We start from the raw sequence: 14,694 nt of genomic DNA, 5'->3' as shown, positions 1-14,694 counted from the left end.
GCTTTGTGTATACGATTTACCCTGCCATTTCGTTGTTTTACTTCCAGCACCACCTTCGCTAAAACGACTGACTGTTAGCTGGTTAAGCGACTTCCTAAACCACTGACTCGTTCTGTTTTCACCTTAATCCCACGCTTTAGTACATTCGTATCACTGAACATCATCAGTCGTTTCTTGGCACGCGTAATCCCCGTATAGATAAGTTCTCGCGTTAAAATCGGGCTGAAATCTGGCGGTAAGATCATCAAGGTCAGATCAAATTCACTACCTTGAGATTTGTGTATCGTCATCGCATAGGCGGTTTCATGATCAGGCACTCGACTTGGTAGTACGGCTTTTACACTGCCATCGGGCAATTCAAAGTACACCTTTAATCGAGGTGCAGAGTTATCGTCAGTTGAAGAAGAGCTACTTGCATCAGCTTCAAGCATACAGATACCAATATCACCATTGTATAAGCCCAAGCCATGATCATTGCGCGTTACCATGACTGGTCGCCCGTGATACCACAATTCATCGTTATGCGGATTCACCAAGCGTCTTGCAGCAAGTGCCCTTTCGATTCTGTGGTTGAGGCCTTTAACACCAAAGTCACCTTCACGAATAGAACATAGCAATCGACACTGGCTAAACAAATCGAGCACCGATTTGGCTCTCGCTTCTTGAGTTTCTAATTCTTCTAACGGTACATTCATTCGGTTCAAATACGCACCATACTCATTGACTAAAGTACGCAACATCAAGTTATAGCTGTCACTCGACAGGGGATGATTTTCGATATCCTCAAACCCTTTCGCAAACACTTGATCGACCTGATTAGCAGAACCGTTATTGATCGCTTTTGCCAACTGTCCGATACCTGAACGCGCATCAAAACGGTAACTCTTCTGCAGCATACACAAGCTATCTGCAATCGCAGAAGGGTTAACCGATCCAGCTTTGACTTGTCTGGGTTTAGCTATCGCATCAAAGCCTGTCATTTCCGCAATCAAGTTACCTTGCGCTGTGCTGTAGCCTGTTGAATTAAATGAGCAGATATCCCCCAACACGGCACCTGCCTCGACTGAAGCGAGTTGATCTTTATCACCAAGCAAAATCAGCCTTGCGTGTTCAGGGAGCGCATCCACCAGCTTATACATCATGGATAAGTCGACCATCGATGCTTCGTCCACCACCAAGATATCAAGGTGAAGTGGATTACGTCGGTTGTGTCTAAACTCCGCTCGATTAGGAATAGCACCGAGCAGTCTGTGCAAAGTACTCGATTCCGTCGGTATGTTGGCCTTCACTTCAGGCGCTAAAGGCAGTTGCTCAATCGCTTTACCAATCGACTCTGTTAAACGTGCAGCCGCTTTACCTGTCGGTGCCACCAGCTTGATCGTCGGTGTTTTACCTTGGCTGAGTGATTGCTCGACCATAGCCGACAACAACTTAGTTACCGTGGTCGTTTTACCGGTACCCGGCCCACCAGAAATCACTGCGAAGCGACGACTTAACGCCACCGCTGCCGCTACTTTTTGCCAATTCAAGCAAACAGATAATGGTACTAGGCTATCCAGTACATCTAAATCGGTCACTTGCTTGGCTTGAACAATCGCTTGGTCTATCGCCCCCCAATCTAGAGCCTGTTCATTCACAATATCTAGATGGTCACACACTAACTGCTGACGTAATACCTGAGAGGTTTGTTGGTTTGCTTCAGCCTTGGCTAATGCGTTAAACAGGAAGTGATAACTGCGTGCGAATAATTGATTCAACGTTTCTGTCAGCGCTTTTTTCTGCTCAATGTTGAACTCGACTGGATTACTTAAACGGTTTAACGTTTCAGCCAACACCACTTCGTAGTTCCAATAGCGTTGTAAGTAGACACGCTGTCCATCAAACATCAGCGGCTTAACGCAATCGTTGGTTGTACCAACTAGGTTAGATGATTGCAGAACAGTCACCCAATCAATACCCAACAATTTCTGGTTCAGTTGCAGTGCCGTTTCACCGTACAAACCAAGCAACTGAGCAAGGTCTGCCGTTTGCTCAAGGTCTACCGTATGTAGCTGTATAAGCTGAGTACAGATATGCCCTTTGCCTAATTCATGGCTCACTACCCCAGCGAGAAAGCCGATCTCTTGAGAGTGACTCGTCGCTTGCTGAGCAATAAAACGGGCAAACTGATAATCCAGCTGACGAATTGAGCCCTTATCAGCGAGGAACTTTAATACACCCATGAGTTGTTCAGGGATAAGTGAAACTGGCTTAACAGAGTTCGCTGTTTCTATGCTGGTATTAGTGGTCGTTGTTGTCATTATAGAAGCCCCATCTGTCCAGTTTCATTGTCATTCAATTGTGCTGAACGTCTGTCTATCACTTTACCGTCAATCAATTGATCCATTTCATCGAGCAAAGCCAATGTGGGTTTAGCCGAGAAAATACCTTGTTGAGATTGGCCGTCCATTCCTCTTAAGAATAAGTAATAAACCCCACCGAAATGTTGTTCATAACTATAATTCGCAACGCGGCTGCGTAAGAAACGATGCAATGCCAACGCATAGATTTGATATTGCAGATCGTAGCGGTGGTCGGCCATCGCCGATTTCAATGCTTCACCATGGTAGACGGCAACATCATCACCTAGATGGTTCGATTTCCAGTCGAGTACATAGTATTTACCTTGGTGCTCAAACACTAAATCGATGAAGCCTTTCAACATGCCTTGCACGGTTTGGAAGCCTAGGTCGCCCGCTTTGGCCGACAACGGATCATGATACTGAATGGTCTGATTCAATTCAGATGCAGCCAACACTTCGATCGGCAACAAGAACTCCATTTCGACTAATCGTTGAGTTGAGTCTTTCTCGCTTAGCTTTAAATTCTTGCCATCTAATGCGGTATTAAGAACGGTATCAACCAGCTGTTGAAGCACGGGTAACCACTCTAGCTCGTATTGATCCGACTCTAATAAGTGAGTGATTACTTGCGTGTTATGTTCGCTGGTTGCTGGCTCGGTAAATTCAACATCCTCAAATAAGGTGTGCAAAAAAGTACCTGGGCGAGCGCCGCGAGGGAACGTGAATATAGAACGTTCAGGTTCAATCAGTTCCGACTCATCGTGCTCATCAGCCGAATCAATATCGAAACCTGACACCTCGATGGTAGCGTCATGGCTCGCGCCGTGACTGCCTTGTTTTACAAGCCCCGAGTAACTGGTGATTCGCCAAGCTCGGTCAATTGAAGCCTTCAATTCACTAGCATGTAAGTCTTCACTCACTTGCTCCGTTTGTACAAACACTTGCTCATGAGCGGTTGGGGTTTCGGCTAACAACACACTTGAGTTCTTACCCTCAATCGCTGACAAAGCTTGATTCAACTCGGCAATGCCTTGCTCTTGTCCGTTTTGAACCAAGTAGCCCATGGCACTCAAATGAACACCGGTCGGCTCTTTGGTTGAGCGCCCTTTACGTAAAGGAGCCATACCAATAAAACAGCCATAAACCGCACGAGTCAGCGCTACATAAATTAAGCGCAAGTCTTCCGCCAGTCGCTCTTTATCCGCTTGTGCTAAAGCACTATCACTGCCCGTAATATCAAGTACCGTGGTATCTGAGTCATGGTCGTAGAATTTACCTTCACTCGCTTCACGATAGCTTGCAACGAACGGCAAAAATACTAGATCATATTCCAAGCCTTTCGACTTATGAATAGTGACGATTTGAACCAAGTTTCTTTCTGATTCAAGGCGTTGAATGTCGTCTTCACTGCCGCCTAAACCATTTTGTGCATCTGATATCGCTTCTGCCAACCAACGCAGTAAGCCATAGTCGCTGTCGAGCTCTTGCCTAGCTTGTTGCAGCAGCTCGCCAATGTGCATCAAGTCAGTGAGTGAGCGCTCACCATTTTCTTCTTCCAGTAAGCGTTCCGCGAGATGTCTTTTACTGATCACGCTGCGCAACATTGGTAACACGCCGCGCTGTAGCCATAACTTACGATATTCTCGAAATTCGTTAACGACGTTTTCCCACACCACTTCATCGTTGTTGAGTTCGTCCAATGAAGCCGCATCCAGAGCAAACAACTCTGAGGCTAAACTAGCGCGTAATGCTCGGTCATTTTCAGGCGTCAGCACCGCCTGTAATAAACGCTGAATATCTTGTGCGACCAAGCTGGTGAACACACTGTCTCGGTTGGACAAGTACACGCTCGCGATACCTTGTTCAGACAACGCATTTTTAATTAGACGCCCTTCACTACCGGTTCTAACCAAGACAGCAATATCACCCGCATTCACGGCATGTTGTTTTTTACCGTTATCAAAATAGGCTTGTTGGTTTTGAGAGGCAGTCAGAATGGTTTGAATTTGACTCGCCGTCGCCTCAGCCATCGCCTTGTGATATTCGCCTTTTGGTAGTGGCTTGTCTTCAGCCTCTTGCAGCCAAAAGGTAAGTGCGCGCTGAGTTTGACCATTCATCACCCATTGGCGTTTGTCGGCCGATGGACTAGCAGCAACGGGTAAGAATGGAATGTCTTGGTCGTAGATAAACGGGCTGTCCGAATTCATAAACACTTGGTTTACTGCACTGACCATATCGGAACTTGAACGCCAGTTAGTGCCTAAGGTGTAGTGAGCACTAACTTGGTTTCTCGCCTTAATATAGGTAAAGATATCTGCGCCACGGAATCCATAAATAGCCTGCTTCGGGTCACCGATCATAAACAGGCCGCATTGCGGGTTATCTAGGTAGATTCGGCTAAAAATACTGTATTGCAGCGGATCGGTATCTTGGAATTCATCGATCATCGCCACTGGGTATAAGGTGCGGATTCTCTCCACCAGCAGTGATTGCTCATCCACATCAATCGACGCGGATAACTGAGTCAACAAATCATCAAACGATAACCATTGCTTCTGCTGTTTCGCCTTAGCTAGCATGGTTCGACAATGAGTAATCGCATGTGCCAACAATGGGGCTTTTAGATCTGCAGGAGAGTTTAAGAAGCTCTCAATAGCCTCAAACACCGCGTGTTGAGGAGCCGTACCTTTTGGTGTTTTTTCAATTAGGGTTGCTTGAGAGAACTTCTCTAATTTATCTGGAAACTGGTAATCATGAGTGTCGCTCTGCGCCCATGCTGTGACGGCTTCTAACCAAGTAGGCAGAGACTTCTTGGTGTAGCTGCGTTTGTTCACATCTGAACCTGAAATCAAAGCCAAAAAGTCCGCTTCAGATTCACACCACAACGCCTTAAGTTGCTTCACTTTATCTAGATTCTGATTGTGCAGAGTTTGCAAGTCACCCGACATCGCATCTACCGTCAATTTCAGCGGAGATCCTGTCAGATAACGATTTACGTCTGCTAATAATGCAGCAGGCGAACCCCAAATATTTCGCACCTCACCAGCCAGTTGAATTGGTAGCGGGTAGAACTGTTTACGCCAATAATCGGCAACCACTTGCGCTTTAAGATGGCTTTCATCGGTCACAAATTCATTATCAAATCGGCTGCCAGACTCAAAGGCATTTTGAGTCAACATACGCTGACAGAAGCCGTGAATGGTGTATACCGCGGCCTCATCCATTTGTCTTTCGGCATTGAGTAGAGTTTTCGCCGCACCAGCATGATCTTCGATGGCTTGTAACAAAGGAGCAATCACTGGATCGTCACTTTGCCCGCGAGCAAACGCAATACGTGCATCATGAATTCGCGCGCGAATACGATCACGTAGCTCTGCCGTTGCCGCTTCCGTAAAGGTCACCACCAAAATTTGGTCTACGGTAAGCGGCTCATGGTGTCGAGTGGCTTCAGTCAGATCACCTTGTTGCGCAGCCGTGCCGTGCCCGAGCAGTAGGCGCAAGTACAAGCCAGCAATGGTGAATGTTTTACCAGTACCCGCTGATGCTTCAATTAAACGCGCGCCATGAAGTGGAAACGTCATGGTATCGAGTGTCTGTGGAGCGATTACCTGAACACTGCTTGTGGTCGTCATGCCTTACTGCCTTCTGATAAATGTGTTGTTACAAATGTGACCTAGCGTGGAAAACGTCATTCAATTTACGTCCTACGCTGATTTGTTAATAGTTAGTGCGATCTCTCTCACGGATCAATTCAGATCGCCTCGCTACTATGCGCCCACGAGTTCAGGAGCGCGATTCGAGTTTTATACTCATGCGTTACTTTGAACCACAGAATAATGGTCCCTCTGACCTGTGGCCGTACAGCGAACGCCCTACACTAATAATGATTTACTGGCGGCCACTTTATTTCCTGTACCCTGACTTCTCGCAAGTCACTATCTATCGCTTTGACTAAGCTTATACCTCGATTATCTCTAACCTTTTGATAAGCCAAGCACTCCAAGTTTAAATCTAACTCTTTATTTTCTATGCCTTTATTCAAGCACATCTCTTTGACGTTAGTATCGTTGGCGACCTTGCTGATCACTGCCGATTATTCCTGATCTTCAAGATCGGCAGCGGCAAGTCTTGCGGCCTGTAACACAAGCGTTGAATACATACGCGACTCAGCAGCTAATCCATCATCCCACTTAGGCCAGATTCGAGAGATGTAGGTATCTCTGCCCTCGCCCGTAAAGGCGAAGCTGTCATTAAAGGTATCGGCCATTTTCTTAAGAGACTTTTCTTCGTCATCAACCCACTTACCACGACTAAAGCCAGCCTCAACGCCAGCCAATGCGCTTTTCGGGAAATAAGGCAGTGGTGCTGTCATGCCTTGATAAAACAGTCGTACTAACTCAGCCAGTAAACTCTTCGCCTGCTGCGCATCGCCGATAGGTTGTAGCGTTTGGTGAACCACGCCCTCTTTTCTGTCGTAGCCGATAATATGGGTCGTTTTTCCGTGTCCCATGACTGCACAACATAGATGATCAATCCACGCTGCCAAATAATCTTGAGAGCGTATTTTACCGCTACGGAAACGAACTAGACCCGATTGATAGTTTTGAGTTAACCAACCCATCAAGCGAACAGGTTTGCCTTCGCCTAACACATCAAGTTCGATATTCACTTCGAGATCTTGTTGCGGTGATCCACTCACAAATCGAATCTCTTTGGCTAAGTCTTCCGCTTGAACACGGTTGGTTTCAAATTCAATATCACCAAAGGCTCCGACCGGTAAACGACCCTGTGCTTTTTGCTCAGAGACAAACAGTCGCACTGCTTCGTCTGCACCTTCAGGGTGGTCTAGCAGCACTTGCAGCAAAGCATCCTTAAGCTGGAAACTCTCTAAACCATTAAGCACGAATGGCTCATCATCTTCCATCACAGGAAGTGGCGGCTCAAACACCACTTTTAGACGGCGGTTAAAGAAGTACTGCACTGGCAAACGCCAAAAACGCTGTAACTCAACCAAGTCTAGTTCTAACGGATACGTTGCACCCAACAAGTAATCATCCAATGCGCGATTGAATTCACCACTGCGTTCACCGGAACGGTTAGCCGCTGGAAGCCACTCTTTGGCATAACTCAACACATGGCTCGCATCACCTTGAGTAAACGCAGTAGGGCTGAACGGTGTCATGGTGTGTTCAAAACTGATCGCTTGAGTCAGGTTGATGCCTGAATCATCACTTGGTAAGGCTTGGTCTTCACTTAAGCAGTAGTTCTGCTGGCAGTACTCGATCAACTCTGAAACCAACACCGATGGCACTCGCTCAGTATTATCTTGAATCGAACGGCCAACATAGCTGATGTACAAGCATTCTTGCGCTGACAGCATCGCTTCTAAGAATAGATAGCGGTCATCATCACGGCGAGAACGATCGCCAGGACGCGTACGCCCATTCATCAAATCAAAGCCCTCTGGCGGCATTGAGCGAGGGTAAACCCCATCATTCATACCTAACAAACAGACGGTTTTGAACGGGATAGAACGCATCGGCATCAAAGTACAAAAGTTAACTTGGCCAGCTAAGAATCGCTGGCTAATACGCGCGCCAGATAACTTATTATTGAGGTACTGATAGATAATGCTTGGCGACAGTTCTTGTTCATACAAGGCATCATCAAGCTGTTCATTCAATTGCGAAAGTGCATCGCGAATCGACTTAAGCACCACCTCACCTTCTAGCTCCACTGCAAAGAAATCATCAATCATTTTCAGCAAGGTTTCACGCCACATATCGATAGATTGTGTTTCAGTTAAGCGTTGACGGTAATGTGCGATGCGGTCAATAAAGTGCGCTAACTTACCAGCAAGTTCGGCGTTAATGCCTTGAACTTCGTTATAAGCAGCAATCGGAGAGTGTTCAGTTTCAAACAAACCTGCAGAATCCGACATCGCATAGCCCAGTAACATGCGCTGAATACCAAAGAGCCAAGTGTTTTGCTCGGTCGCAGGTAAATCAAATTCTGTCGCAGTTGATGCATCAACCCCCCAACGAATACCGGCTTCTTCAACCCATTGCTTGGCTTGCTCGAATTGAAACTCATCAATACCAAAGCGTGCCATCATCGCAGGAATTTCTAATAGTTCTAGCAACTCAGACGCTAGACAACGCGTATTCGGTAGCGCGACCAACTGCATGAAGGCGGTCAGAATTGGGCTTTCTTGGTCTGCGGTTCTATCAGAGATCGAGTAAGGGATATAACGCTCACCCGGAGCATTACCAAATACCGCCTGAATCGCTGGGCTATAGGCATTGATGTCAGACACCATTACGATGATATCGCGTGGTTTTAGTGTCGGATCGGCATCAAACATCGCCAACAACTGATCATGAAGAACTTCAACCTCGCGCATTGGACTGTGACACGCATGTACGGTCAGCGAGCGATCGCCAAGCTCAACCGTTTGCTTGTGATCACTGGAATCCAAGATTTGATCATTTCGATACTCTTTGAGTTCGAGAATGTCAGATTGAATCTGGTGAAGTAAATTATCAGCCTTAATATTTACAAAAGCTTCAAACTCACCACTATCTCCCTCTGATAATAAACGCAGATTATCTCGGCCCAACTTACCCATAGAAGCTAAAAGGTTATTACCGACTGCATTATCGATATGCAAGTCATCATGAACGACATATTTAGCCCCCTCCATAAGAGAGGATGAGCCAGCATCAGCAATAATATTATTTGATAGAGCTAACTTTTTTCGTCGCTTTGCATCAAACCTTGCAAGATCTTTAAGACTATCAATATCTCCCCAATAAGGCCTACTTGGGTTCGTGAACATTAAATTGACATCAATCTGTTCACCGAGAGCCTTCAGCGCATCCATATAACGAGGAGGCAACGAAGAAATACCAAACACGAACAAGCGTTTAGGTAGGTGCTGCAGTTGACCTTGTTGATTGGCTAACGCTTCAATGAAGTCGTGATACAAGTTACCACGGTGATACTTTGATTGACCCTGAGAGAGGGTCTGATCATAAAGCGCTTTCCACAAAATCGGCTGCCAAGGGTGCTCTTGTTGCCCTTCATCATCGACCAATTCAGCAACGGGCTCTCCTGATTCCCACATCGCCATCCATTCAGGTCGATACACTAAGTAACCATCGAAGATATCGGCAATCTTCTCTGCCAATTGATACAACTTAGAGTCATCTTCATCATTTTCAAGATAACGTTGCAGGGGTAAGAAATCAGGGTGGTCAAGCTTAGCGGGTAGCAAACTCATCAACTTCCACGTCATTGCTTCTTTGTTAAACGCACTGCGTTTAGGGACATCCGGAAGAACTTGGGTAAACATATCCCAAATGAAGGTTGCTGGAAGAGGAAAGTCTATATTTGCTGCTACACCAAACTCTTTGGCGAGTTCCATCTTAAGCCATTGAGACATACCTGGGCTCTGAACCAAGATCTGCTCTTTTTCGAAAGGATTGGCTAAAGGGTCACTTTTGATTAAGTGAACGAGAAGGATTTTTAAAGTATTGACTTTATTGGAATGGTAAACAGTAAACAAAGTGCACTCACGCTAATCTTGCCACAATATAAAGCCAGATTAGCATAAGTGCCGAGTTTGGATTAGGAATATAAGCTTATGAAATACTGAAAACTTAAGGTCCGTTTATCTTTTGAACTATTGCTTCTTACAATCTACTGCCTACCGCGCTTAGAACACGGTGAGGTTTGTAATTCATGTAATAACGAACTGCCACATAGCCCACCACAAACGTTGCCACAATCAATTCTAGATACGCTAGGTTGAAGACTTGATCCACATAGTGAGTTTCCACACCAACAGTTTGCATCCAAGCCGCCAATTTGAATAACGCCGTTGCACCAATCACGATTGGGAATGTAAACGCCGCATAACCTGGGCTGAATGGTAGACGAAGTAGTTTGAAAAACGCGATGTAGATAATAAACGTCATCAACACTGCAATGCCAAAGAGTAACCCAATGATCACTGGCGAAGGATTTGCCGTCACCGTTAGGTAGCCAGCTAAAGATAGACTTGCTGGAGCCGCCATAATCGCAATGGTTGGTTTTGCTGCGTCAGGCACTTCATGAGAGAAGATCAAACGGTAGATCATGAGCGGTAGCATTACGGCATAAACCAATAAGCCAAAGACTAAAGTCGCGTGAGCAACAGGTTCTAAGATCGGGTTACCTGAAAAAGAAACGTCTGCCACGATAATACCGATTGGTGGCACAAACCAACTTGGCACCATGTGGTGAATCTCGAAGTTTTTAGCTCTGTGGTATAAGAAGCTCACCAAGAACACGACATGTAACGCTACCGAAGCGAGCCACACAGCTTCTTGTAAGAATTGAGAAATTGGAGCCAACGAAGCAGACACCACCATACAACCCATTGCGAATGTGGGTACCACACTACCAACAACAGGATGAGCAAGGTCTTCACGTAATAAGTGGCCGTGAATCAAAAATTTCACAGCTAAAACAAGAAGTAATACCGCAGCAATACCAGCACTAACCCACTGCACTAAGCCTGGAGTATGTAATATACCTTGTGCGACGAGAACACCATCCCAACACCAGCCTAAGCTTGCAATTGCGAGTGCTAACCCTGCCATGGGGGTTGGAGCTCCTGTTAATCTATATTTAATACGTTGAATCATGTCAGCCTCTCTTAAACTTAATTCACTAAACATGTGAACTCATCAGCTTGTTGAAGCCATAATACGCTTGCGCTTCGTTAAACAATATCCAATTATATATAACAAGTGTTCATTAATACTGAACAAGACCTTTTTCCACCAGCAGCGTAAAACTAGGAACCTGATGGCTAATATTTCAATCAAACAACTCAAAGTGTTTGTCACCATTACCCAACATTCGACGCTTACCGCCGCATCGGAAGCACTGTTTTTATCTAAGGCTGCTGTCAGCATGGCGCTTGGCGAAATGGAGAAACAATTGGGCCACTCTCTATTTGACCGGGTCAACAACCGATTAATTCTCAATCAAGAAGGACAAAAGCTACTTCCTTTGGCTGACGAGATTCTTCATAGAGCCGCAGGCATCGATGTTTTATTCCGAGATGACCAACCATTAAGTGGCAATCTCAAGGTTGGCGCCAGTGACACGATTGGTAATCAGGTCGCGCCGTTTATTCTGTCTGGCTTTCGCGAGCTAACTCAGCATCAAGATCAGAGCTTGTTCATTTCAAACAGTGCGCTGATCTGCCAAAAGTTGGTGGATTATGAACTGGATATCGCGTTAATTGAAGGAAAAACACTCCATCCGGAGTTGATCTCTAGCCAGTTCAGTAGCGATGAAATGTGTATTATCGTTAGTAATCAACACCCTCTCCTTTCTCAAGACAAAGTTGCATTGCAAGATTTAGAAGGCAGCCACTGGATACTGAGAGAGTCAGGTTCAGGAACCCGTGAGTTTTTCCTGCGTGCCGTCGCACCTCGTATCGAACATTGGTATGAATCCTTTGAGCTAAACACCACGGAGGCCATCATCAATTCGGTTTCTGCAGGGCTTGGACTTGCCTGTTTATCACGGTTGGCCGCACAACGAGCGATTGATTCCGGCCGAGTTAAAACACTCGATGTCCCGCTCGACATGAAACGCCGATTCTGGATGCTGGTGCACAAAGACAAATATCAAAGCCCACTGCTGAAATCTTTCATGGGTTATTGTGAAGACTGGGCTACACATCAAGATTGAGGCCGCATAGTTAGGTCATCAACTGGACTTTTTGCATCAGAAACTGTATAAAAAGCCAGTAAAATTTATCAAACTTAGAGGATTAACCATGGCTGTTATCGTCAAGTACGTGGTCGAACGCAACGGAGAAGAGAAAATGACTTTTACCTCTAAAGCCGAAGCTGACGCATACGACAAAATGCTGGATATGGCTGATGAGCTTTTTGAACTGTTAAGCAAAAGCGATTTAGTTGAAGATGAAGGCAAGCAAGAAGAACTTGCAATGTACCTAGCGAAGAATAAAGAAGAAGTTCTTTACGCACTAGGTGCTAAGCGCAAACCAGCTCCGAAAAAAGAAAAGAAACTTGAAGCTGTTGAAGACGCAGAAGAAGATGCAGCATAACTAGCTGATACCTTTCTAAAAAACGTCAATAATGCCTCTAATAAGAGTCCGTTATTGGCGTTTTTTTATACTTATTGAAATATAATGAAGCTTGTTTATAGTCGAAATCGCTCTAAACATTCGCTTGCACAAAAGTGTGATAAAGATCTAATCTATAGTCATCAGGTGATGGGGTTCCACCTAAGCTTTTGCTTCAACCGCCCGTTCTTTTCGAACAGTGCTAATGACTCCTACAGAATCGAAAACAGGTAATACTGTTGGATGTATCGCTATTCCTCCATTTTGAAATGGACTTAGTCTATTAAGACCAAGCTCCATGACACCTTTGGATTATCGATGCTCAAGATCTGTAGTGAATTAGCCGCACCTCTTCCAACACGTCCTGTTTTCTCAACGCCCTAGGTCTTAAATGGCTCTATAAGTGAGAAAACATTATGCACTACTCTTCAGAAATTCAATCAATGTGCCCAATTCAAAGGGGTGATCTTCACACTTCAGCTCCAATTCCAGTTGAAGGCGCTATGGTTAGCCCAAAAGATGTCATCGCTATTTCTGGCTTAAGCCATGGTGTCGGCACTTGTGCACCACAACAAGGTGCAGCCAAACTGACGCTAAACGTAAAAAACGGCATCATCGAAGAAGCGCTAATCGAAACGATTGGTTGTTCAGGCATGACTCAATCAGCCGCGATGGCAGCCGAAATCCTCACTGGAAGAACCATTCTTGAAGCCCTGAATACTGACTTGGTGTGTGACGCTATTAACGTAGCCATGCGCGAAATCTTTCTGCAATTTGTTTACGGCCGAACTCAGTCTGCATTCTCTGAAGGTGGCCTAGAAATTGGTGCTGCATTAGAAGACCTAGGTCAAACACAACGTAGCCAAGTAGGTACTAGCTACTCAACTTCAGCGAAAGGCGTTCGTTACCTAGAGCTTGCAGAAGGTTACGTGACCAAGCTTGCACTTGATGATCACAGCGAAGTGATTGGCTACGAGTATCTCAACCTCGGCAAAATGATGAAAGCGATCAATCAAGGTGTACCAGCGAACGAAGCTGCTGACCTTGCGACGGGGACTTACGGTCGCTTCGATGAAGCCGTAACCACCATTAACCCACGCCAACAATAATTTTTGCCAATTTAGAGGAAAGATATGATGAACACTCAATTTAATGAATCAGTAACTCGCGTATTGGCAGAAATGAACTTCGACTCTTTAGAGCAAGCGAACCAATACTGTAAAGCCCACAACGTTGATCCAAAAGCCATGGTGATGGACACCCAACCTATTGCTTTTGAAAGCGCTGCCGATGCCTATATCCTTGGCTCAGCACTGGCGTTATTTCGTAAAGCAAGCAACGCTGAACAAGCTGCAAATATCATTGGTGAAGGCCTTCAAGCATTTACTAAACCCGGCAGTGTTGCGGAACAACGTCAAGTGGGTATCGGCCACGGTGCACTGGCAGCGCGTCTTCTAAATGAAGAAAGCCACTGCTTTGCTTTCCTTGCGGGCCATGAATCTTTTGCTGCTGCAGAAGGTGCGATTAAAATCGCACTCAACGTCAACAAATCACGTCACAACCCATTGAAGGTAATACTTAATGGTCTAGGTAAAGATGCGGCTTACTTAATCTCTCGCATCAATGGTTTTACCTATGTTCGCACTCAATACGATTACCAAACAGGCGAGCTTGTTGAAACAGAACGTCGCCGCTTCTCACAAGGCCCTCGCGGAGAGATCTTGTGTTACGGCACTGATGATGTACGTGAAGGCGTGGCAATCATGCACAGAGAAGAAGTGGATGTAAGTATTACGGGTAACTCAACTAACCCAACACGCTTCCAACACCCTGTTGCAGGTATCTACAAAGCAGAACGTACTCGCCAAGGTTTACCTTACTTCTCAGTTGCTTCAGGCGGCGGTACAGGTCGAACATTGCACCCAGATAACGTGGCAGCAGGCCCAGCGTCTTACGGCATGACAGATACCATGGGCAGAATGCACGCTGATGCTCAGTTCGCAGGTAGCTCTTCTGTCCCAGCTCACGTGGCAATGATGGGCTTCATCGGTATGGGTAACAACCCAATGGTCGGTGCAACGGTTGCATTGGCTGTGGCAGTGAGCGAATCTCAAAACGCATAACGACAACGTTGGGCACCACGATCTATCCATAGAGTAGAGTCCGTTAACTGAGAAACAAGCAATAACAGACGACCAAAAC

8 protein-coding genes and 1 riboswitch are annotated in these 14,694 nt (G+C 45.8%); of the genes, 4 read left to right on the top strand and 4 right to left on the bottom strand.

Annotation, left to right across the window (positions count from 1 at the left end; genetic code table 11):
* Positions 1-74 precede the first annotated feature (74 nt).
* The 4 genes from recD to QUF19_RS03355 all read right to left on the bottom strand — a co-directional run bounded on the left by recD (position 75) and on the right by QUF19_RS03355 (position 11,032).
* Positions 75-2,300, bottom strand: coding sequence for an exodeoxyribonuclease V subunit alpha (gene recD, locus QUF19_RS03370; protein WP_286295964.1), 2,226 nt, complete (start codon positions 2,298-2,300; stop codon positions 75-77).
* Positions 2,300-5,974, bottom strand: a complete 3,675-nt coding sequence (gene recB / locus QUF19_RS03365; RefSeq protein ID WP_286295963.1) for an exodeoxyribonuclease V subunit beta — start codon at positions 5,972-5,974, stop codon at positions 2,300-2,302. The genes recD and recB overlap by 1 nt, the downstream gene beginning before the upstream one ends.
* Before the next feature lie 461 nt (positions 5,975-6,435).
* The gene (gene recC, locus QUF19_RS03360; protein WP_286295961.1) at positions 6,436-9,909 is read right to left on the bottom strand and encodes an exodeoxyribonuclease V subunit gamma; all 3,474 of its coding nucleotides are present in this window, start codon (positions 9,907-9,909) and stop codon (positions 6,436-6,438) included.
* Between the two features lie 127 nt (positions 9,910-10,036).
* Positions 10,037-11,032 (bottom strand): TDT family transporter, encoded by a 996-nt coding sequence (locus QUF19_RS03355; protein ID WP_017098030.1) that lies wholly within the window; start codon positions 11,030-11,032, stop codon positions 10,037-10,039.
* Between the two features lie 163 nt (positions 11,033-11,195).
* Between QUF19_RS03355 and QUF19_RS03350 the strand changes: the two genes are divergently transcribed.
* The 4 genes from QUF19_RS03350 (at position 11,196) to QUF19_RS03335 (ending at position 14,615) form a co-directional block, all read left to right on the top strand.
* Positions 11,196-12,092 carry a LysR family transcriptional regulator gene (locus tag QUF19_RS03350; RefSeq protein ID WP_017106621.1) on the top strand — a complete coding sequence of 299 codons (897 nt, stop codon included), beginning with the start codon at positions 11,196-11,198 and terminating at the stop codon, positions 12,090-12,092.
* Positions 12,093-12,180: 88 nt separating this feature from the next.
* The gene (locus QUF19_RS03345; RefSeq protein ID WP_004735185.1) at positions 12,181-12,474 is read left to right on the top strand and encodes a YebG family protein; all 294 of its coding nucleotides are present in this window, start codon (positions 12,181-12,183) and stop codon (positions 12,472-12,474) included.
* A 155-nt stretch (positions 12,475-12,629) separates the two neighbouring features.
* Positions 12,630-12,714, top strand: a riboswitch (Fluoride riboswitch).
* A gap of 194 nt (positions 12,715-12,908) precedes the next feature.
* A complete protein-coding gene (locus QUF19_RS03340) occupies positions 12,909-13,601 on the top strand; it encodes an iron-sulfur cluster assembly scaffold protein (protein WP_102437418.1) in 693 nt (230 codons plus the stop codon).
* A gap of 24 nt (positions 13,602-13,625) precedes the next feature.
* Positions 13,626-14,615 carry a GGGtGRT protein gene (locus tag QUF19_RS03335; RefSeq protein ID WP_286295958.1) on the top strand — a complete coding sequence of 330 codons (990 nt, stop codon included), beginning with the start codon at positions 13,626-13,628 and terminating at the stop codon, positions 14,613-14,615.
* The last annotated feature ends 79 nt before the right edge of the window (positions 14,616-14,694 follow it).

Origin of the sequence: Vibrio sp. FE10 (assembly GCF_030297155.1) — a bacterium.
GTDB lineage: Bacteria > Pseudomonadota > Gammaproteobacteria > Enterobacterales > Vibrionaceae > Vibrio > Vibrio apostichopi.
This window is presented reverse-complemented; position numbering and strand designations above follow the sequence as displayed.